Genomic DNA, 19,330 nt, shown 5'->3' with positions numbered 1-19,330 from the left:
GAAAGCAAGTGGCACTAATTGTTCAAAAATATGGTGGTACCTCGGTAGGCACGCTTGAGCGTATTCAAGCGGTTGCTGACCGAGTTATTCGCAGTAAAGCAGCCGGCGATGATGTGGTTGTGGTTCTTTCAGCAATGTCTGGTGAAACCAACCGTTTATTGGGTCTTGCCAATGAAATAGACGAAAATGCCGCCGAACGCGAAAAAGATGTACTGGTATCGACGGGTGAGCAGGTCACTATTGCTTTACTTAGTATTGCCTTGCAGAAGAAAGGTTGTGACGCTGTATCGATGACAGGCGATCAAATTCGCATGCATACAGACAATGCCCACGGCAAAGCGCGTATCACTAGTATTGACGATCACAACATTCAAGCACATTTGCAGCAGAATAAAGTGGTGGTTATTGCAGGTTTTCAAGGGCGCAGTCCAGAGAACCACATAACAACGCTTGGTCGAGGTGGTTCCGATACTACCGCTGTAGCAATTGCTGCGGCCTTAAAAGCCGATGAGTGCCAAATCTACACAGATGTAGATGGCGTTTATACCACCGACCCACGGGTTGAGCCTAAGGCGCGCCGCCTTGAAAGCATTACTTTTGAAGAGATGCTAGAAATGGCGAGCCTTGGCGCTAAGGTTTTGCAAATCCGCGCAGTTGAGTTTGCTGGCAAGTACAATGTGCCGCTACGTGTTTTATCTAGTTTCACTGAAGGTAACGGTACCTTAATCAGTTATGAGGGAAATAAAATGGAGTCACCCGTAATTTCAGGCATTGCGTTTAACCGCGATGAAGCAAGCTTAACAATTTTGGGTGTGCCAGATAAACCTTCTGTAGCAGCGTCTATTTTAGCCCCAATTGGTGATGCTAATATCGACGTGGATATGATCATCCAAAACTCTATGGGCGACAATACTGCCGACTTTACCTTTACCGTTCACCGTAACGATTACAAGCGGGCTAAAGAGCTGCTAGAGGACACCTCTAACAAGTTGGGCGCACGTGAAGTTCAAGGTAAAGATTCTCTGGCGAAAATTTCTATCGTTGGGGTAGGGATGATGAATCACCCTGGTGTAGCGAAAACAATGTTCGAAACTTTGGGTGATGAGGGGATAAATATGCAACTAATCTCTACTTCTGAAATCAAAGTATCGGTGGTAGTTGACGAAAAGTATTTAGAGTTGGCTGTGCGTGCATTGCATAGTGCATACAACCTAGAGCAATAATGATGACTCTTTGGCTTAAACAAGCTAGTCTATACGCTAATAGCAGAAAAATAATAGCTTTGATAAGTCGCTAAAGAACAAGAAAACGAATTTAAGGAGATAATGAATGCTAATTTTGACTCGCCGTGTAGGCGAAACGTTGATGATTGGGGATGAAGTAACAGTTACTGTATTGGGCGTGAAAGGAAACCAAGTACGTATCGGTGTGAACGCTCCTAAAGAAGTATCTGTGCACCGTGAAGAGATTTACATGCGCATTCAAGCCGAGAAAAACGCTAGCGCCTAAGCGCACGTTTTATCGCCATGATTTGACTATAGGAAGCCTCTGGCTTCCTTTTGTTTTTTAGGGCTTTGCTCAAGCCATTTTGATGTTGGGTAATCTACAATGCTTGCAGTCTCCGCTTAGCTTTTAAGCTGTTAGCTAACAAAAAGGCAGCGAACTGTTCGAAAGCTGAACGAACAAGAGAAAAGTGGTAAAAAAGGTTTGACTATATTTTTGGAAGCAGTAATATCTGCATCCGAAATCGCGGTGAGGTGGCCGAGTGGCCGAAGGCGCTCCCCTGCTAAGGGAGTATAGGGTTTGTAGCCCTATCGAGGGTTCGAATCCCTCCCTCACCGCCATCGATTTCAACGCGCGTGTAGCTCAGCTGGATAGAGTACCTGGCTACGAACCAGGCGGTCGGAGGTTCGAATCCTTCCACGCGCGCCATATTTTAAAGAGTGACTCGTCATTCTTGTTTCAAAGTGTTTTCTGCGCGCGTGTAGCTCAGCTGGATAGAGTACCTGGCTACGAACCAGGCGGTCGGAGGTTCGAATCCTTCCACGCGCGCCATTATTTAAAAAGCTCATAGTTAATGTGAGCTTTTTTTATTGAAGTGTTACCTGTGCGCGTGTAGCTCAGCTGGATAGAGTACCTGGCTACGAACCAGGCGGTCGGAGGTTCGAATCCTTCCACGCGCGCCATTATTTAGAAAGAGTGATTCGTCATTCTTGTTTCAAAGTGTTTTTGCGCGCGTGTAGCTCAGCTGGATAGAGTACCTGGCTACGAACCAGGCGGTCGGAGGTTCGAATCCTTCCACGCGCGCCATTCTTCTTGAAGAGGGTATTTATATCTTCTTTGGTGAAGCGAAGTCGAGGTGAGGTGGCCGAGTGGCCGAAGGCGCTCCCCTGCTAAGGGAGTATAGGGTTTGTAGCCCTATCGAGGGTTCGAATCCCTCCCTCACCGCCATCGATTTCAACGCGCGTGTAGCTCAGCTGGATAGAGTACCTGGCTACGAACCAGGCGGTCGGAGGTTCGAATCCTTCCACGCGCGCCATCTCTTTTAAATTTGAAGCTTTGCTTATTCTCATCTAGGCTTGTTTCATACCCAACGCGCGTGTAGCTCAGCTGGATAGAGTACCTGGCTACGAACCAGGCGGTCGGAGGTTCGAATCCTTCCACGCGCGCCATCTTTTTTGTTTTATTATCCAATCTCTTAATACCCCTAGATCACTATTCACCACTTATGCACCTCAAATTTCCAACTCTTGTGATCGAGATTACTACTTTTGGAGTAGTTAAGCTGCTAAATTACTAACAGTAATACGCTGTCAAGCTACTGTGAATAGCATGTTAATCATTTGTTAAGCTTTGGGCGTTTACCCTGTATAAGAGCTAAAGTCTTGGATTATTGCGGATTTTGTCATTGATAAAATAAAGTTAACAATACCAAGGTTTTGAATAATTATTCAAAATTCAAGTTTGATTTTTGTCGTTTGACATGTAATTCTTACGCCAATCTCAAAGGATGTGGATTATATAATATGATGGATATGACTGAGGTGCTCTTAGAAGCAGCAACGTTAATGGGGGTCGGGATGATCGCCGTATTCTCGTTTTTGTCGCTATTAATTGTGGCTGTAATGGGCTTAGCTAAACTCGCACCACCTTTAGCTGACATTCCCGAACCTAGCCAAGCTTTGCCAACGTCTCCCCAACCCGCCAATAATGCCACTGTTGTAGCTGCAATTACTGCTGCTGTTCAACAGTACCGGAAGGCCCAATAACTAAAGAGGATTTAACGCAATGTCTAAACCACTTGCATTAACCGATGTTGTATTGCGCGACGCGCATCAATCATTGCTAGCAACTCGTCTTCGTATCGAAGATATGTTGCCTATTGCTGAGCAACTTGACCAAATTGGTTATTGGTCTTTAGAAACTTGGGGCGGCGCTACCTTTGATGCTTGTATTCGTTACCTTGGCGAAGATCCTTGGGAGCGCCTACGCGAACTTAAAAAGGCGATGCCTAACACGAAACAACAAATGTTGTTACGTGGACAAAACCTATTAGGTTACCGTCATTATGCCGATGATGTAGTAGAACGCTTTGTAGAACGCGCTGTGAAAAACGGCATGGATGTATTCCGTATCTTTGATGCGATGAACGACCCTCGCAACTTTCAAACAGCAGTTAAAGCGGCGTTAGATTGTGGCGCACACGCCCAAGGTACGATTTCGTACACGACTAGCCCAATTCATACCTTAGATAACTGGGTAGATTTAGCCAAGCGTTTAGAAGATATTGGCTGTCACTCTGTTGCGATTAAAGATATGTCAGGCCTGTTAAAGCCTTACGAAGCCGAAACGCTAATTAAACGTCTTAAAGCTGAAACCGATGTAGAAATTGCACTGCACTGTCATGCTACAACCGGCTTAAGCTTACCTACGCATATTAAAGCCATTGAAGCAGGCGTAGACATTATTGATACAGCTATCTCGTCAATGAGCTGTACTTACGGCCACAGTCCAACAGAAACCATTGTAGCGATGTTAGAGGGCACTGAGCGCGATACAGGCTTAGACCTTACTAAGCTAGAGTCTATTGCCGCTTACTTCCGTGAAGTGCGGAAGAAGTACGCGAAGTTTGAAGGTAGCTTAAAAGGTGTTGATTCACGCATCCTTATCGCTCAAGTACCAGGCGGCATGTTAACCAACATGGAAGGCCAGTTAAAAGAGCAAGGGGCGGCCGACAAGCTTGACGAGGTATTGTTAGAGATCCCTAAAGTACGTAAAGATTTGGGCTACATTCCGCTGGTTACACCAACCTCGCAAATTGTTGGTAGCCAAGCCGTGCTTAACGTTTTAACTGGTGAACGTTACAAAACGATTACTAAAGAAACTGCCGGTATTCTTAGTGGTCAATATGGTAAAGCCCCGGGCGAAATTAACGCCGAGCTACAAGCGCGCGTATTAGACGGTGCGGAAGCAATTACTTGTCGCCCTGCTGATTTACTGCAAGCAGAAATGGAGCGTCTTGAAACAGAGGTTGTTCAACACGCAAAAGACAAAGGCTTTAAATTGGCTGATGCGGTAATCGATGATGCGCTTACTTATGCCTTATTCCCACAAATTGGTTTGAAGTTCTTAGAGAATCGCGGCAATGCTGATGCCTTTGAACCTGTACCAAGCGCTGAAGACGTAAAGGTTGCCGCTCCTGCTAAAGCCGGTGCAGTAGAAACTTACTCAGTGCGGGTTGATGGTCAAGTGTACAGTGTTGATGTTGGTCCTGAAGGCTCAATTGATGGTGTTAAAGCCGTTGCTCAAAGCATACCAGCCTCTGCGCCAGTAGCGAGCAGCGCTAGTGGCAATGGTGAAGCGCTACCAGCTCCACTTGCGGGTAACATCTTCAAGGTTCTGGCTAAGCCAGGAGCCAATGTTCAAGAAGGTGACGTATTGCTGATTATGGAAGCAATGAAAATGGAAACTGAGATCCGTTCCGCTAAAACCGGGGTTGTTGACGAGGTTCTAGTTAAAGAAGGTGATGCGGTTGCAGTGGGCGAAGTCCTGCTAAGCATCGCGTAAGGGAGCCATAAAGTGGAAGGATTAATTAAGCTATGGTCTGAAACAGGCCTAGCTAACTTTGAGTTTGGTCAGCTGGTCATGATGGCGGTAGGTTTACTGCTGTTGTATTTAGCTATCGTGCGTAAGTTTGAACCATTGCTGCTATTGCCAATTGGTTTTGGTGCAGTATTAGCAAATATTCCAAATGCGGGATTCAATGATGAAGGCGGTTTGCTTTACTACATCTACCATGTCGGGATTGAAACTGGGGTATTCCCATTATTGATCTTTATGGGAGTTGGCGCGCTGACAGATTTTGGTGCGCTTATCGCCAACCCAAGAATGTTGTTATTGGGTGCTGCGGCGCAGTTTGGTATTTTCGCTACCTTGTTTGGCGCTATTTTACTAAACGCCATTCCGGGCTTCGATTTCAGCCTTGCTGATGCATCGGCTATTGCGATTATTGGCGGTGCCGATGGCCCTACTGCAATCTTCTTGGCATCTAAGTTAGCACCAGACCTACTCGGTGCTATTGCGGTAGCAGCATACTCTTACATGGCATTGGTGCCGATTATTCAACCACCGATCATGAAAGCGCTAACCACAAAAGAAGAGCGCGAAATTCAAATGGAGCAGCTTCGCCCGGTGAGCATGCGTGAGAAGATCATCTTCCCAATTGCAGTGCTTGGCTTAACTATCTTGTTCTTACCAGCAGCAACACCACTTGTGGGTATGTTCTGTTTAGGTAACTTGATGCGAGAAAGTGGCGTGGTGGATCGTTTGAGCAAAACTGCTCAAAACGAACTTATCAACATTGTGACTATCTTCTTAGGTTTAGCTGTAGGTTCTAAACTGTCTGCTGACAAATTCTTAACCGTAGAAACCTTGGGTATTCTTGGCTTAGGTGCCGTGGCGTTTGGTATTGGTACTGCCTCAGGCGTATTAATGGCTAAACTCATGAGCCGCTTGAGCGGTGGTAAGATTAACCCATTGATCGGTGCGGCTGGTGTATCAGCGGTACCTATGGCTGCACGAGTAGTGAACAAGGTTGGTTTAGAATCTAACCCACATAACTTTTTGCTAATGCATGCTATGGGTCCGAATGTGGCCGGAGTACTAGGTAGTGCTGTAGCGGCGGGTGTATTGTTGTCGCTTGTTGGTGGTTAAACAGGTTATTAGCTGAACCAAAAAAGCTTGCCTCGGCAAGCTTTTTTATTGGCTAATTAATGGGTTATCCATATCATCAACGAGAAGAAACCGATCAGCGCAGCACTCAAACCAATAATCCAATAGTAGCCTTTTCGGCCTTGTTTAAAGCTCAAGCCAAAATGAAAAAGAAAGAGCGTCCATAATATCGTCAACAACAAAGGTATTAAGAAAAAACGCACCATAGTCTTACCTATTACTTCGCTTAAGTGATTGAACAGCTTTTAGTTTACCTGCATTAACGCTGAATAGAAGCGCTTTACGCTACAACTTCGTTTGGCTTCACATACAATCATTTTAGTTTATCTCTTTGCTTGATATTCAGTATCTGAAGCCTTTGCTGTTTGCTTGCTTAGAATTTAGTCCACCTTTGTCAAAGCTTATTGGTATGATGCAGCATGAATCGGCTGCTGTTCAGTCCGAGTAGTTTACGAGTGCTCAATGAATATCCAACAATACCAAGATTATGAAGCCTTTATCTTTGATATGGACGGAACCCTCATCGACTCAATGAAGCAACACCAACAGGCTTGGGAGTTTGCTTTACAACAGTTCAATATCCCTTATACCTCCGAGCAAATGCTAGCCATGAGCGGTATGCCTACGGGCTTATCGGTTGAAAAGCTGCTTGCCGATGCCCATATAAGCAATATTGATGTTGCTGCAGTAGCTGAAGCAAAAGAACAGCGTTATCACCAATTGGTAAACAGTGAGGTATTGGCGACACCGTTGATTGAAGTATTTGAATACTACCTTGGTAAAAAACCAATGGCGGTGGGCACTGGTGCTAGTCAGCGACAAGCTGAGTTGATATTGACTAAGCTGGGTATTGCTAAGCAGTTTGAAGCGATTGTGGGGGCAGATCTCGTCGCCGAGCACAAACCAGCACCAGACACTTTTTTAAAATGCGCAGAGTTAATGAACGTTCAGCCACAAGCCTGCTTGGTATTTGAAGATGCCGATGCAGGCGTCGTTGCCGCTAATGCCGCGGGTATGGATGTTGTAGATGTAAGAAATTTATGGCCGGCGAACTATTTTGTTGATTAAGTCGTTCTATTGTTAGCCTTATTATTTTTTAGCGCCTTTGTCTCCGCCACTTTGCTACCGGGTAGCTCAGAGGTGTTATTGCTTGGTTTAGTTAGCCAGGTGCCAGAGCAGTGGATTAGCCTATTAGTGGTTGCCAGTATTGGCAATACCATTGGCGGATTAGTCACCTTTGCCATGGGCTGGGGCGCTTTTAATTACGGTAATCGACATTTTACTTGGTTACCTAACTTAAGTGAGCAGGCCAAAGCTAAACCTTGGTTAACAAAATACGGTGCTTGGAGCTTGTTAATGAGTTGGGCACCGGTTATTGGAGACGCGTTGTGTTTTGTTGCGGGAGCCGCCAAGCTTTCGGTATGGCAAAGTACTATTGCAATGTTGATTGGTAAAACCATTCGCTACGCCTTGCTAATATGGCTAGGCAGTTCTGTAGCCAATTTATAAGAGAGAGGACAATATAGTGCTTAGATGGTTAAGTGTATTTAGCATCTTGTGGTTAGCAGCTTGTACTCAGATAGATCCCAAGCCCGGCGATACTCTGCCTAAGGGAGTCCAATTAATAGAGGCTTCGCAGGCCAACAATAGTGATATTAAAATCGCTTATAAAAAGTACCGTTTGGAAAACGGCTTAACAGTATTGCTGTATCAAGATGATAACGCACCACTGGCACATGTTGATGTGACCTATCATGTTGGCTCAAATCGCGAAGAACCAGGTAAATCTGGTTTTGCACATTTCTTTGAACACATGATGTTTCAAGGTTCAAAACATGTTGGTGATCAAGAGCATTTTCGTATCATCAACGAGGCGGGTGGTACCATGAATGGTTCCACGACCAAAGATCGTACTAATTACTACCAAACTGTTCCGGCTAATCAGTTAGAAAAAGTACTGTGGTTAGAAGCCGATAGAATGGGTTTTTTACTTGAGGCGGTCAGTCAAAAGAAATTCGAGATCCAACGAGATACCGTTAAAAACGAACGAGCCCAGCGAGTAGATAACGCTCCTTATGGTTTGTTGTCGGAACGTGTTGATGAAGCCTTGTACCCTCGTGAACACCCTTATTCCTGGCAGCCAATTGGCTATATTGAAGACCTAAATCGGGTAGATGTGAACGACCTAAAAGCCTTTTTCCTTCGCTGGTATGGGCCAAATAACGCGGTCATCAGCATTGGTGGTGACATTGACGAACAGCAAACACTAGCTTGGGTTGCTCAGTACTTTGGCAGTATTCCAAGTGGGCCCGAAGTACCTGAGATAACCCCTCTTCCTGCTCAACTTAGCGAAACTCGCTATATCTCTTTGGAAGACAGAGTGCATATTCCGTTGTTATACATTAGCTACCCAACGGTTTACGCAGGTGCAGATGACGAAGTTGCGCTAGATATGTTCTCTGAGATCTTGGGTGGCGGCAAAAACTCATTGTTGCATCAGTCTTTGGTTGAAAGTGGTAAAGCGCTATCGGCGGGTAGTTCTCATTATTGCCGTGAAATGGCCTGTACTTTATCAATTTACGTACGCGCCAATCCGCAAGCCGGTTTAACGTTGGCGCAGCTACAACAAGACGTAGATCAAGCAATTAATGATTTTGCTGAACGGGGCGTAAATGCCGAAGATTTGCAGCGAGTACGGTCTTCATTAAAAGCTTCAACCATTTACAGCTTAGAAAGTGTCTCTGATGTTGTCACTCAGCTCGCCTTTGGTGAAACTTTCTTTGGTCAGCCTTTGTATATTAGCCAAGTGCTAGAACAGTTTAAAAATGTTGATGACAAGCAGGTGCAGCAAGCTTATCAGCAATACATAATAAACAAACCTCGAGTGGTGATGAGCGTAGTGCCTAAAGGGAAAACACAACTGATTGCAGGGCCTGATAACTACCAACCAGAGCCGCGCCAACTGCCTGAGCACCAGCATTTAGATGATAATCAACTCGCGCTGCGCGAGGTCACCGATAACTTCGATAGAAGTGTTGAGCCTGCCTCTGGGCCAGCGGTTGCTGTAAAACTACCAGACTTATGGCAAGCTAAATTGAGTAACGGTTTGCAAGTACTAGGCACCTCAGAACAAGCTACACCTACCGTAACTCTGCAGTTTCGCTTAGCCGGTGGCAGTGTATCGGAGCCTGCGGGTAAAGAAGGTTTAGCTAAACTTACTGCGCAAATGCTGATGCAAAGTACTCAACAAACCTTAGCCGCAGATTTAGCCGATGAACTGGTTGAGTTAGGTGCATCGGTAAGTTTTAGTGGCGGCTTGTACAGTCAGAATGTCAATTTAACATCATTGACCGAAACATTGCCTCAAGCCTTAAATGTGTTAGAGCAACGTTTATTAACTCCCGCTTTTGACCCCCAAGAGTTTGAACGAGAAAAAGCGCGCCATCTACAAAGCATTGAGCAAAAATTTAACCAGCCTAGTTGGTTAGCCAGCATCGCTAGCCAAGGCTTGTTCTTTGGCGAAGGTAGCCGTTTAGCCACTTCAAGTTATGGCAGCCGCGAGAGTATTGCCTCGCTAAGCCTTGAAGATGTGAAACAGTTTTGGCAACAACATTACCAACCTGACGGAAGCCAATTGGTCGCGGTGAGTAACTTAAGCCAGCAACAACTTGAAACAGCACTTACGCCTTTACAGCAACAGTGGCAGGGTAAAGCTAGCCAAGCCGCGCATTTAGTAGCGAAGAAATCGGCCAGCAACAACACCATTTATCTACTTGATAAACCCGGTGCGGTGCAGTCTGTTATAAGAATTGGTCGTTCAGCGATGCCCTATGACGCGACCGGCGAATACTTTAAAGCCAATTTGATGAACTTTAACTTTGGCGGTAATTTCAATAGTCGTATCAACATGAATCTACGTGAAGACAAGGGTTACACCTACGGGGTGAGCAGCGGCTTTGGCGGCTTTAAAGACGGTGGTAGCTTCGTGATTTCTACCGATGTGCGCCAAGACGCAACGGCGCCAGCGATAAAAGAGCTGCTGACAGAGTTAGACGCCTATTCAAAGCATGGCCCTAGTGAGCAAGAGCTGGCTTATATGCGCAGCGCTGTATCGCAACAAGAAGCGTTGGCCTATGCCACGCCTTCGCAAAAAGCCTCGTTTTTGATGCAAATGCTAGCCTTCGATCTAACCCCAGAGTTTGTGGCCACGCAAAATCAAATTACTGCCACCATTAGCCAAAGTGAATTACAGCAGTTAGCTGCAAAGTACTTTTCACCAGAGCAAATGATAGTGGTTGTGGTAGGTGACAAAGAACAGCTGTTACCCGAATTAAAGAAAATAGGTATGCCAGTTCAAGAACTTGCATTGTAAAGGACCTACGCGGACGGTGGTAAAAGGTGAGTGAACTCGCTATGCTTTGCCACATTACGCGTTACAACAAATAGTGAGTTCAACTTGACTCAACAGTTTACAACTCGGCTGACGCAACTGAGCGCAGCAATGGCTGATACCGGTGTGCTAGGCATACAACGTGGTATTGAACGTGAAGCATTACGTATTTGTGAACAAGGGAAGTTGGCGCCAAATGGCCACCCTAAAGCACTAGGCGCTGCTTTAACGCATCCTCTCATTACTACCGATTACGCCGAGACATTGCTGGAGTTTATTACGCCAGTATCAGATAGTGTAGAACAGGTGTTGTCGCGGCTTACCGATATTCATCACGAAACGATGAAGCAACTAGACGGCCAGCGTTTATGGCCGTTGAGCATGCCTTGTTACATTGGTGATGAAGAAGACATTGTATTAGCTGACTATGGTCAGTCTAATATTGGCAAAATGAAACACGCCTATCGCCAAGGATTGCGTCATCGTTATGGCAGTGCCATGCAAGTGATCTCGGGTGTGCATTATAATTTCTCATTGCCGATGAGCTTTTGGCAGAATCTGCAAAAAGTGGAGGGTGACCAGCAAGATATTGCTGAATTTGTCTCTCAGCGTTACATGGGCTTAATTCGTAACTTTTATCGTTACGGGTGGATGGTTGCCTACCTATATGGTGCTTCACCGGCTTTATGTGGCTCGTTTATGAATGCAGGCGACAGTGAACTGGCATTTGAAACCATGGGTAAAGGTACCTTGTACTTGCCTTATGCTACGTCATTACGTTTAAGTGATTTAGGTTATACCAGCTCGGCTCAGCATCAATTAGACATCAACTACAACAGCGTTAGTGAATACGTTAAAAGTGTCCGTAAAGCAGTAAGCACTCACTCCGATGAGTTTGCCAATATTGGTGTGAAAGTTGAGGGTGAATACCGCCAGCTTAACGCTAATATTTTGCAAATCGAAAATGAGTTATACGCACCTATTCGCGCTAAGCGGGTGGCTAAACCTGGGCAAACACCTTCTCAAGCATTGGCTGAAGACGGCATTGAATATATCGAAATTCGTGCTTTAGATGTTAACCCGTTTAGTGGTGTAGGCGTAACAGAGTCACAAGTTAGAGTGATTGATAGTTTATTGTTAGCGTGTGTATTGATGGACTCACCAGAGATGGACCAAAACGAGTTACAGCAAAGCCGAGATAACTTTAATATAGTGGCTATTCAGGGGCGTAATCCGGCACTAGAGATGACCATTGCCGGGCAAACTCAAGGCTTACCTAAGCATATTGAGCAGCTGCTTGAGCAGATGAGTAAAGCCGCTGAATTGCTGGATGTTCAACGTGAAGCCCCTGATTTCTCGAATGCTCTAGAAGAGGTGATTGCTGATATCAGTAATGACAATACCTATTCATCTCGTTTCTTACGTTTGCTTAAAGCTCAGGCTCAAGATAACAGCGGCTTAGGCTTGCAATGGGCTGCACAATATCGCGAAGAGATGCTTGGTCATACGAGTATTAACTGGCAAGATCAAGACTTTAGCGCGATGGCTGAGCAAAGCTTTATTGAGCAACAAGCAATAGAAGCTGGTGATGACCTCGATTTTGATGACTTTTTAGTGAAGTACTTTGAGAATGCCAATAAATAAGGAAGTGCCTGTAGTTAAGTTTGCCAAGGCTTTGGTAGTCATTCTAGGTTTAAGTGTATTGGCGGGATGCAGTAGTGCGCCGCCGCAAGACCCTGAAAACTTGTGCAGTATTTTTGAAGAAAAGCGCGATTGGTATAAATCAGCCAAGAAAATGAACAAGAAATGGGGAACCCCTGTGCATGTTCCTATGGCAATGATGTATCAAGAGTCTAGCTTTAAGCATAATGCTCGCCCACCGATGCAATATTGGTTTGGTTTTATTCCGGTTGGTCGAGCAAGTACCGCTTACGGTTATAGCCAAGCCAAAACCATGACTTGGGATGATTATGTGCGGGAAACAGGAAACTCTTGGTCTTCGCGCACTAACTTTGATGATGCGATTGATTTTATGGGCTGGTTTACCAACAAAACCCATAAAATAAACGGCGTATCTAAGTGGGACGCACGCAACCAATATTTGAACTACCACGAGGGCTGGGGTGGCTATAAACGTGGTACTTATCACCAGAAACAATGGTTAGTAAAAGTAGCCGGTACGGTAGACCAACGTTCTAAACGTTACGCCGCACAGTATAATAAATGTAAAGAAGATCTAGATAGTAGCTGGCTATGGCGACTGTTTTTTGGTTGAATACACCCCATTAAGTCATCTTGGCTTAGCTAGGATTTGAAGAGAGATAATCATGCCTTTATTAGATAGTTTTACCGTTGACCATACACGTATGCATGCTCCTGCAGTTCGCGTAGCAAAAACCATGGCAACGCCAAGCAAAGACACCATTACTGTGTTTGACCTTCGTTACTGTGTGCCAAATGAAGAAATTCTGTCAGAAAAAGGCATTCATACTTTAGAGCACCTTTACGCTGGCTTTATGCGCGAGCATTTAAATTCTGCGAATGTAGAGATTATTGATATCTCACCAATGGGCTGTCGTACTGGTTTTTACATGAGCTTAATTGGAAGCCCTAATGAATCTCAGGTTGCTGAAGCGTGGCTAGCGTCTATGCATGACGTATTAGCGGTAGAGCAACAAAATGACATTCCAGAGCTAAACGAATATCAGTGTGGTACTTACTCTATGCATTCGTTAGACGAAGCAAAAAGTATTGCTAAGAACATCATAGACCGCGGCATTAGCGTAAATAAGAACGACGAGCTAGGTTTGTCGGATGAGATTTTAGGCAAGTTGTAATTAACCATTGCGATTAAAAAAAGCCAGCTTAACGCTGGCTTTTTTGTTAGATAATTTTATCCAATTATTGTGGATTAATTGGTTTTCTCTTTTGGCTTAGCGTAAAAGGCTGGCATCACTCGCGCTAAGCTCACGGTATTATTTTCTATCTCTACAATCTCGATAGGGTATCCAGCTAAGCGTAAGCATAAGTTGGCCTCGGGAATATCTTCCAGATGCTCTACAATCAAGCCATTGAGTGTTTTGGGACCATCGGTAGGTAGCTTCCAGCTCATCTCTTTGTTTAAGTCTCGAATGTTCACCGTGCCGTCGATTAGATAGCTACCGTCGATTTGCGGGTGGATTTCTTCACTCGGCGCAGGTGCGATGCTAGTGGTAAAGTCACCCACAATCTCTTCTAGAATATCTTCTAGCGTCACTAAACCTTGAATATCCCCATACTCGTCAACAATCAGCCCAATTCGCTCTTTGCGTCGTTGAAACTTCAACAGTTGAACATTCAGCGGTGTACCTTCGGGAATAAAGTAAATCTCTTTGGCAGCACGCAGCATGGACGTTTTATCAAACTGTTCGCGAGACAACAAACGTAATGAATCCCTTGAATGCACAAAACCCACTGAATCATCAATGCTGTCGCGGAACAACAAAATTCGAGTATGGGTACTTTGAGTTAGTTGCCGAAGAATACTGTCCCAATCGTCGTTAATGTCGATGGCGGCAATTTCGTTACGTGGGATCATAATGTCATCCACGGTAACTTTTTCTAGGTCAAGAATACTTAACAGCATGTCTTGGTGGCGCTTAGGTATCAGTGTACCGGCTTCATCCACTACGGTGCGTAATTCTTCGGGGTTAAGGGCTTCGTCGTCTTTGCTGTTAGGATTTACTCCCAATAAGCGAAGTAGGCCATTAGTGACACCATTAGTGGCCCATATTACCGGAAATAGTAACTTCATGAGCGGGCGCAACAAAAGCGAAGCGGGAAACGCAATGCGCTCTGGATAAAGCGCCGCCATGGTTTTAGGCGTGACTTCTGCAAAAATTAAAATAACAAAAGTGAGCGCTAAGGTGGCAATGGCGACACCCACATCGCCAAACAAGCGTAATCCAATAATAGTGGCAATTGCCGAGGCGAGAATATTCACCAAGTTATTACCAATAAGGATTAAGCCAATTAAGCGGTCTGGACGTTGCAGTAATTTGTCGACGCGGCTCGCTGCGCTGTGTTTGGTATTCACCAAGTGACGCAGGCGATAGCGATTAAGCGACATCATGCCAGTTTCAGAGCTAGAAAAGAATGCAGAGCAAATAATGAGGAATACGAGCAGTATCAGTAAGCTACTCGTAGATATGTCGTCCAAGCAGGAAAATCCTTGATTTATATAACCGCCCTAATTTATATGCTGGCTTTAAGGGCTGTCAAGGTTAGATTGTTAGCTAAGGATGATTTCCTTAACAAAGCGTGAGCCAAAATAGGCTAAACTCAGCAAGATTGAACCAATTACCGTCAAGATCACCACCGATTTACCACGCCAACCTCGATAATGGTGGCCCCAAAGTAATGCTGAATAGATAAACCAAGCGATTAAACTAAAGATAGCTTTATGGCCGCGGCCATTAGCAAAAAAGTCGGTGAGAAACACAAAACCGCTAAGCAAAGAAATACTCAGCAATATCAAACCAACTCTAATTAGCGTGAATAATTGTTTCTCAATACCCATCAATGAAGGCATAGCCGGGTGAATAGCCCCAGGTTTGTGGCGCTTTAAGGTCCAGTCTAAATAGGCCATTTGTAAGGCATATAAACTCGCTATCATTAGCACTGTAAAGGCTGCAAGAGCTACACTAATGTGTATTAGAACTTGTGGTTTAAGCTCCAAATGAATGATGTAATCACTGGGAATAAGCACCGCGAGTAACATCGTTACTATGGCAAATAGATACACAACCGGCAGAACAAACCACAACTTAAAGGGCTTGGCTAACGCTGTTACGGTCATCGTGATAAGTAAACTCACTAAACCAGCTACGTTAAAAATGCTTAAATCTTGGCCCTGCGCCAAAAACAAATGTTGGAATTCCCAAATACCATGCAGCAGCATGGCGCAGCCGGCACTTAGCCAAAGCCACTTATTTGCGCCACTTCGTTTATTCAGTAAACCGGTTATGCAGACATACGCGGCCAACAGATAAAACACAGTGGTAGGAAGAACCAATACATTCATGATTTAACGCTAACTAACTGATTGTTTGGGTTCAGTATACGCGCCCAATACAGTCAGGGCTAGAATTAGCTTTTAGAATATCCTTGCTAAGGTATAATGTGCGCGCTGAACTATGCTCGCTATATGATCAACAGGAAAAAGCATGTTTGAAAACTTATCTGATAGACTCTCGAAAACGCTAAAAAATATCAGTGGCCGCGGCCGATTAACTGAAGACAATATTAAAGATACGCTGCGTGAAGTGCGTATGGCCTTGCTAGAAGCCGACGTAGCCTTGCCGGTTGTTCGTGAGTTTGTCAAACGAGTAAAAGAACGCGCCTTAGGTCAAGAAGTCAATAAGAGCCTTAGTCCTGGTCAAGTCTTTGTTAAGATTGTTCAACAAGAACTTGAAGCCGCCATGGGCGAATCTAACGAAAGCCTAAATTTAGCTGCGCAGCCGCCAGCGGTTGTAATGATGGCTGGTTTACAAGGCGCGGGTAAAACCACTTCGGTAGCCAAACTTGCTAAATATTTAAAAGAGCGCGAAAAGAAAAAAGTAATGGTGGTGAGTGCCGATATTTATCGTCCCGCCGCGATTAAACAGCTAGAAACATTAGCTGCTGAAGTAGACGCCATTTTCTTCCCGAGTAACGAACAGCAAAACCCGGTTGATATTGTGAATGGCGCGATTGCTGAAGCCAGAACTCAATTTGCCGACGTATTGCTTGTAGATACTGCTGGTCGTTTACATGTCGACGAAGACATGATGGACGAAATTAAAGCGCTCCACCAAGCTGTTGAGCCAGTAGAAACCTTGTTTGTGGTCGACGCCATGACCGGTCAGGATGCTGCCAACACCGCTCAAGCTTTTAACGAAGCCCTGCCACTCACTGGTGTCATTCTTACTAAAACTGATGGTGATGCGCGCGGTGGTGCTGCATTGTCGATTCGCCATATTACTGGTAAGCCAATTAAATTTATGGGTGTGGGTGAGAAAACCGACGCTTTAGAACCTTTCCACCCAGATCGTATCGCCTCACGCATTTTAGGCATGGGTGACGTACTGTCTTTAATCGAAGAAGTCGAGCGTAAGGTTGATAAAGACCAAGCGCAAAAGTTGGCCAAGAAAGTACAAAAAGGCAAAGGCTTTGATTTAGAAGACTTCCGCGAGCAGCTGGTGCAAATGAAAAGCATGGGCGGCATGATGGGCATGATGGATAAATTGCCAGGCATGGGTCAAGTGCCAGACAATGTTAAAGATCAAATGAATGATAAGCTCACCAATCAAATGGAAGCCATTATTAACTCAATGACGCCGGGTGAGCGTAAGCGCCCTGAAATCATTAAAGGCTCACGTAAACGCCGTATCGCGGCAGGTTCTGGTACTCAGATCCAAGACGTAAACAAACTGCTGAAACAATTTACCCAGATGCAAAAAATGATGAAGAAGATGTCGGGTAAAGGCGGAATGCGTAAAATGATGAGCCAAATGAAAGGCATGATGCCTCCAGGTGGAATGGGCGGCATGGGTGGTATGGGCGGCGGTGGTCGCGGCCGATTCTAAGTTGCTATCAAAAAGATGATAAAAGCCCTGCTAGATGCTGGGCTTTTTTAGTTTTGGTCTGGCCTGGCCTAGTAAAGTTCAGCCATTAATTGTTGTAGTTGGTTAAAGTCTAGTGACTTATCAGCATCTACGCTGGCATCACTCGGTGATGGATGAGCGCATAACACAATGCCGTCAGCGCCTAATAGCTTGGCTGCTTTGGCCATTGGAGCTACCGAGCTTAAATCTTCTACCGCTTCGCCAGGGTTTAACACAATCGGTAAATGGGTGCGTTCGCGTAGCAAGCTAATGGCGCCTAAATCTAAAGTGACTTTGTTTTTGCCTTCGAGGGTTCTTACGCCAGCTTCACACAAAATAACTTGTTGGTTACCTTGAGCCAGAATGTAGTCGGCGGCATGTAACCATTCATCAATAGAGGCCATATTGTTGCGTTCTAGCAGAATAGGGCGAGTAGATTTACCGAGCTCTTTAAGCAGGTTGAAGTTTTTCATATGGCGAGAGCGTACGTGCAATATATCTGCTTTGGCAGCTAGAGTGACCACTTGGTCAACAGCACTTACTTCGGTCATGGTTGGCAGTTTGTACTTTTTACCTGCGGCATTTAAGTAATTTAACCCTTCTTCGCCTAAACCTTGGAAGCTATACGGTGAACTACGTGGTTTAAAGCAGCCGGCAGCTAAAACCGCAGCGCCACTTTCTTTGGTTGCGCCTGCACAGTTAATAATCTGCTGTTCTGATTCCACCGCACTTGGGCCAGCAAAGGTCACAAACCCGCCGTCACCAATTTTTACATCGCCAACTCGAACTATGGTGCTGGTTGATTTATGTGAGCGACTTGATAGCGCGCCATCAGATTGAATAGTGCTAATCAAGCTTGGTGCCACTTTGTTTTGGTCACGTTTGTTAGCCAGTGCTTCTAGTGGAATTAGGGTTGGGTCAACATTCTCACTGGGGTAGCAGCCAAGCACTTTTATATAACGGGTTAGGCGAGTGAGCTCGGCTAAGGCCGATTGCATTTGTGCTGACTTAACGTTGGCGGATACATCCACATAAAACATCTCTTCCCAGGGATTACCTTGAACTGGGCGAGACTCTAACTTGCTCATGTTTATATCGTGTTCGCGAAGTACTAATAGTGCTTCAACCAAAGAGCCTGCATGTTGCGCGGTTGACATAATAAAAGTCGTTCTCGCAGGTACTTGCTCTGCAACCTCCACCGGTTTACGAGAAACTACAATGAAGCGGGTATAGTTTTGCTGTTGATTGGCAATGTCGGTTTTTAGTGCTTGTAGGCCATACATTTCGCCACCCACTTTACTGCCAATAGCACCTACTGTGAGATCATCGCCACTGGCAACAACCTCCATGGCTTTTGATGAGCTATCTACAAAATCCACGCGGGTACTGGCCAAAGTACGTAAGTACAAATTACATTGTGCGTAAGGCTGTGGGTGTGCATATAAGGTGGTAATTTGTTCTAGGTTAGCGGCAGGGTGGGCCAAAATACAGTGATCGATGGCAATAGACAGTTCACCTACAATCGACAAACTGGTGTGCTGCATCACATCGTACACTTCGTTGATGCTGCCTGAACTGGTGTTTTCTATCGGTAGCATGCCGTAGTCTGCTTGGCCAGATTCCACAGTATCAACAATGTCTTGAAAACCACTGCAGCCAAACTCAACAATTTGCTTTTTGTAACGGGAGAAATACTGATGAGTAGCAATGTTGCTGTAAGAACCTTTATTGCCTAAAAAGGCGACTCGAACTGCTTGGGCGTGAATGTCTGGGTTGGTAATACCTTGCAAAAAAGCTTGCTGTGAGAGCACCGAGTCTTCAATGATTGTGTGATAAAGCTGGGTCACATAGTGAGCGTCTAAACCCAGCTCGCGACCTTTATTGATTAATTTTACTAAAAGCAGTTGCTCGCGCTCTTGGTCGCGGATCGCTTTTGGGTTTTCTATTTTGCTTTTGGCTACTTCTACACTAAGTTGGCGACGCTCGGTGAGTAAATTTAATAGCGATTGATCGAGCTCTGTTATTTTTGTTCGGATCTGCTCTAAGTCAGCCATGTTGTATTCCCTGTCTAAAAAAAAAGCCCCCT

16 protein-coding genes, 8 tRNA genes and 1 other annotated feature (1 of these 25 cut by a window edge) are annotated in these 19,330 nt (G+C 45.1%); of the genes, 21 read left to right on the top strand and 3 right to left on the bottom strand.

The window, feature by feature from the left end; all coding sequences use genetic code 11:
- The first annotated feature begins 8 nt into the window (after positions 1–8).
- The 20 genes from ACLD71_RS20575 to luxS all read left to right on the top strand — a co-directional run bounded on the left by ACLD71_RS20575 (position 9) and on the right by luxS (position 13,458).
- A complete protein-coding gene (locus ACLD71_RS20575; RefSeq protein ID WP_137671597.1) occupies positions 9–1,223 on the top strand; it encodes an aspartate kinase in 1,215 nt (404 codons plus the stop codon).
- Positions 1,224–1,329: 106 nt separating this feature from the next.
- Positions 1,330–1,509 (top strand): carbon storage regulator CsrA, encoded by a 180-nt coding sequence (gene csrA, locus ACLD71_RS20570; RefSeq protein WP_137671596.1) that lies wholly within the window; start codon positions 1,330–1,332, stop codon positions 1,507–1,509.
- Between the two features lie 242 nt (positions 1,510–1,751).
- Positions 1,752–1,844 (top strand) — tRNA-Ser (locus ACLD71_RS20565).
- Between the two features lie 11 nt (positions 1,845–1,855).
- Positions 1,856–1,932, top strand: a tRNA-Arg gene (locus ACLD71_RS20560).
- 46 nt (positions 1,933–1,978) lie between these two features.
- A tRNA-Arg gene (locus tag ACLD71_RS20555) sits at positions 1,979–2,055 on the top strand.
- Positions 2,056–2,109: 54 nt separating this feature from the next.
- Positions 2,110–2,186, top strand: a tRNA-Arg gene (locus ACLD71_RS20550).
- A 47-nt stretch (positions 2,187–2,233) separates the two neighbouring features.
- A tRNA-Arg gene (locus ACLD71_RS20545) sits at positions 2,234–2,310 on the top strand.
- A 48-nt stretch (positions 2,311–2,358) separates the two neighbouring features.
- A tRNA-Ser gene (locus ACLD71_RS20540) sits at positions 2,359–2,451 on the top strand.
- 11 nt (positions 2,452–2,462) lie between these two features.
- A tRNA-Arg gene (locus ACLD71_RS20535) sits at positions 2,463–2,539 on the top strand.
- Between the two features lie 56 nt (positions 2,540–2,595).
- A tRNA-Arg gene (locus tag ACLD71_RS20530) sits at positions 2,596–2,672 on the top strand.
- Between the two features lie 363 nt (positions 2,673–3,035).
- Positions 3,036–3,269, top strand: coding sequence for an OadG family transporter subunit (locus tag ACLD71_RS20525; protein WP_411991843.1), 234 nt, complete (start codon positions 3,036–3,038; stop codon positions 3,267–3,269).
- 19 nt (positions 3,270–3,288) lie between these two features.
- Entirely contained in the window at positions 3,289–5,067 is a 1,779-nt protein-coding gene (gene oadA / locus ACLD71_RS20520; protein ID WP_411991841.1) for a sodium-extruding oxaloacetate decarboxylase subunit alpha, read from the top strand.
- A 12-nt stretch (positions 5,068–5,079) separates the two neighbouring features.
- A complete protein-coding gene (locus ACLD71_RS20515) occupies positions 5,080–6,213 on the top strand; it encodes a sodium ion-translocating decarboxylase subunit beta (protein WP_137671594.1) in 1,134 nt (377 codons plus the stop codon).
- Between the two features lie 59 nt (positions 6,214–6,272).
- Positions 6,273–6,398: a hypothetical protein gene (locus ACLD71_RS20510; protein WP_255437583.1), complete on the top strand. Its 126-nt coding sequence runs from the start codon at positions 6,273–6,275 to the stop codon at positions 6,396–6,398.
- 295 nt (positions 6,399–6,693) lie between these two features.
- A complete protein-coding gene (locus ACLD71_RS20505; protein ID WP_411991839.1) occupies positions 6,694–7,299 on the top strand; it encodes a beta-phosphoglucomutase family hydrolase in 606 nt (201 codons plus the stop codon).
- Between the two features lie 9 nt (positions 7,300–7,308).
- Positions 7,309–7,740, top strand: coding sequence for a YqaA family protein (locus ACLD71_RS20500; RefSeq protein ID WP_303516353.1), 432 nt, complete (start codon positions 7,309–7,311; stop codon positions 7,738–7,740).
- A gap of 16 nt (positions 7,741–7,756) precedes the next feature.
- Positions 7,757–10,603, top strand: a complete 2,847-nt coding sequence (locus ACLD71_RS20495) for a M16 family metallopeptidase (protein WP_411991837.1) — start codon at positions 7,757–7,759, stop codon at positions 10,601–10,603.
- Between the two features lie 84 nt (positions 10,604–10,687).
- On the top strand, positions 10,688–12,265 hold the full coding sequence (gene gshA / locus ACLD71_RS20490; protein WP_411991835.1) for a glutamate--cysteine ligase: 1,578 nt from the start codon (positions 10,688–10,690) through the stop codon (positions 12,263–12,265).
- Complete coding sequence (locus ACLD71_RS20485) at positions 12,252–12,896, top strand: hypothetical protein (RefSeq protein ID WP_174235914.1); 645 nt, start codon at positions 12,252–12,254, stop codon at positions 12,894–12,896. Before gshA ends, ACLD71_RS20485 begins: the two co-directional genes overlap by 14 nt.
- A 52-nt stretch (positions 12,897–12,948) precedes the next feature.
- Positions 12,949–13,458 carry an S-ribosylhomocysteine lyase gene (gene luxS, locus ACLD71_RS20480; RefSeq protein WP_137671589.1) on the top strand — a complete coding sequence of 170 codons (510 nt, stop codon included), beginning with the start codon at positions 12,949–12,951 and terminating at the stop codon, positions 13,456–13,458.
- A 74-nt stretch (positions 13,459–13,532) separates the two neighbouring features.
- On the opposite strand, the gene ACLD71_RS20475 is transcribed toward luxS, so the two are convergent.
- Both ACLD71_RS20475 and ACLD71_RS20470 read right to left on the bottom strand, forming a co-directional pair.
- Positions 13,533–14,819 carry an HlyC/CorC family transporter gene (locus ACLD71_RS20475; RefSeq protein WP_137671588.1) on the bottom strand — a complete coding sequence of 429 codons (1,287 nt, stop codon included), beginning with the start codon at positions 14,817–14,819 and terminating at the stop codon, positions 13,533–13,535.
- Between the two features lie 72 nt (positions 14,820–14,891).
- Positions 14,892–15,683: an inner membrane protein YpjD gene (locus tag ACLD71_RS20470; RefSeq protein ID WP_137671587.1), complete on the bottom strand. Its 792-nt coding sequence runs from the start codon at positions 15,681–15,683 to the stop codon at positions 14,892–14,894.
- 142 nt (positions 15,684–15,825) lie between these two features.
- Between ACLD71_RS20470 and ffh the strand changes: the two genes are divergently transcribed.
- Positions 15,826–17,226 carry a signal recognition particle protein gene (gene ffh, locus ACLD71_RS20465; protein WP_411991831.1) on the top strand — a complete coding sequence of 467 codons (1,401 nt, stop codon included), beginning with the start codon at positions 15,826–15,828 and terminating at the stop codon, positions 17,224–17,226.
- Between the two features lie 68 nt (positions 17,227–17,294).
- On the opposite strand, the gene aroF is transcribed toward ffh, so the two are convergent.
- Positions 17,295–19,298 (bottom strand): 3-deoxy-7-phosphoheptulonate synthase, encoded by a 2,004-nt coding sequence (gene aroF, locus ACLD71_RS20460; RefSeq protein ID WP_411991830.1) that lies wholly within the window; start codon positions 19,296–19,298, stop codon positions 17,295–17,297.
- Positions 19,299–19,314: 16 nt separating this feature from the next.
- Positions 19,315–19,330: a sequence feature (Phe leader region), on the bottom strand; it runs 112 nt beyond the window's last position.

It is taken from the genome of Agarivorans sp. DSG3-1 (assembly GCF_046774965.1).
GTDB lineage: Bacteria > Pseudomonadota > Gammaproteobacteria > Enterobacterales > Celerinatantimonadaceae > Agarivorans.
Note: the sequence above shows the minus strand (reverse complement) of the source record. Positions and strands in the feature narration are given on the sequence as shown.

Coding starts and splice junctions, on each gene's coding strand:
- csrA (WP_137671596.1), top strand. CDS start 1,330: ATGCTAATTTTGACTCGCCGTGTAGGCGAAACGTTGATGATTGGGGAT.
- ACLD71_RS20525 (WP_411991843.1), top strand. CDS start 3,036: ATGACTGAGGTGCTCTTAGAAGCAGCAACGTTAATGGGGGTCGGGATG.
- oadA (WP_411991841.1), top strand. CDS start 3,289: ATGTCTAAACCACTTGCATTAACCGATGTTGTATTGCGCGACGCGCAT.
- ACLD71_RS20510 (WP_255437583.1), top strand. CDS start 6,273: ATGGGTTATCCATATCATCAACGAGAAGAAACCGATCAGCGCAGCACT.
- ACLD71_RS20505 (WP_411991839.1), top strand. CDS start 6,694: ATGAATATCCAACAATACCAAGATTATGAAGCCTTTATCTTTGATATG.
- ACLD71_RS20485 (WP_174235914.1), top strand. CDS start 12,252: ATGCCAATAAATAAGGAAGTGCCTGTAGTTAAGTTTGCCAAGGCTTTG.
- luxS (WP_137671589.1), top strand. CDS start 12,949: ATGCCTTTATTAGATAGTTTTACCGTTGACCATACACGTATGCATGCT.
- ACLD71_RS20470 (WP_137671587.1), bottom strand. CDS start 15,683: ATGAATGTATTGGTTCTTCCTACCACTGTGTTTTATCTGTTGGCCGCG.
- ffh (WP_411991831.1), top strand. CDS start 15,826: ATGTTTGAAAACTTATCTGATAGACTCTCGAAAACGCTAAAAAATATC.
- aroF (WP_411991830.1), bottom strand. CDS start 19,298: ATGGCTGACTTAGAGCAGATCCGAACAAAAATAACAGAGCTCGATCAA.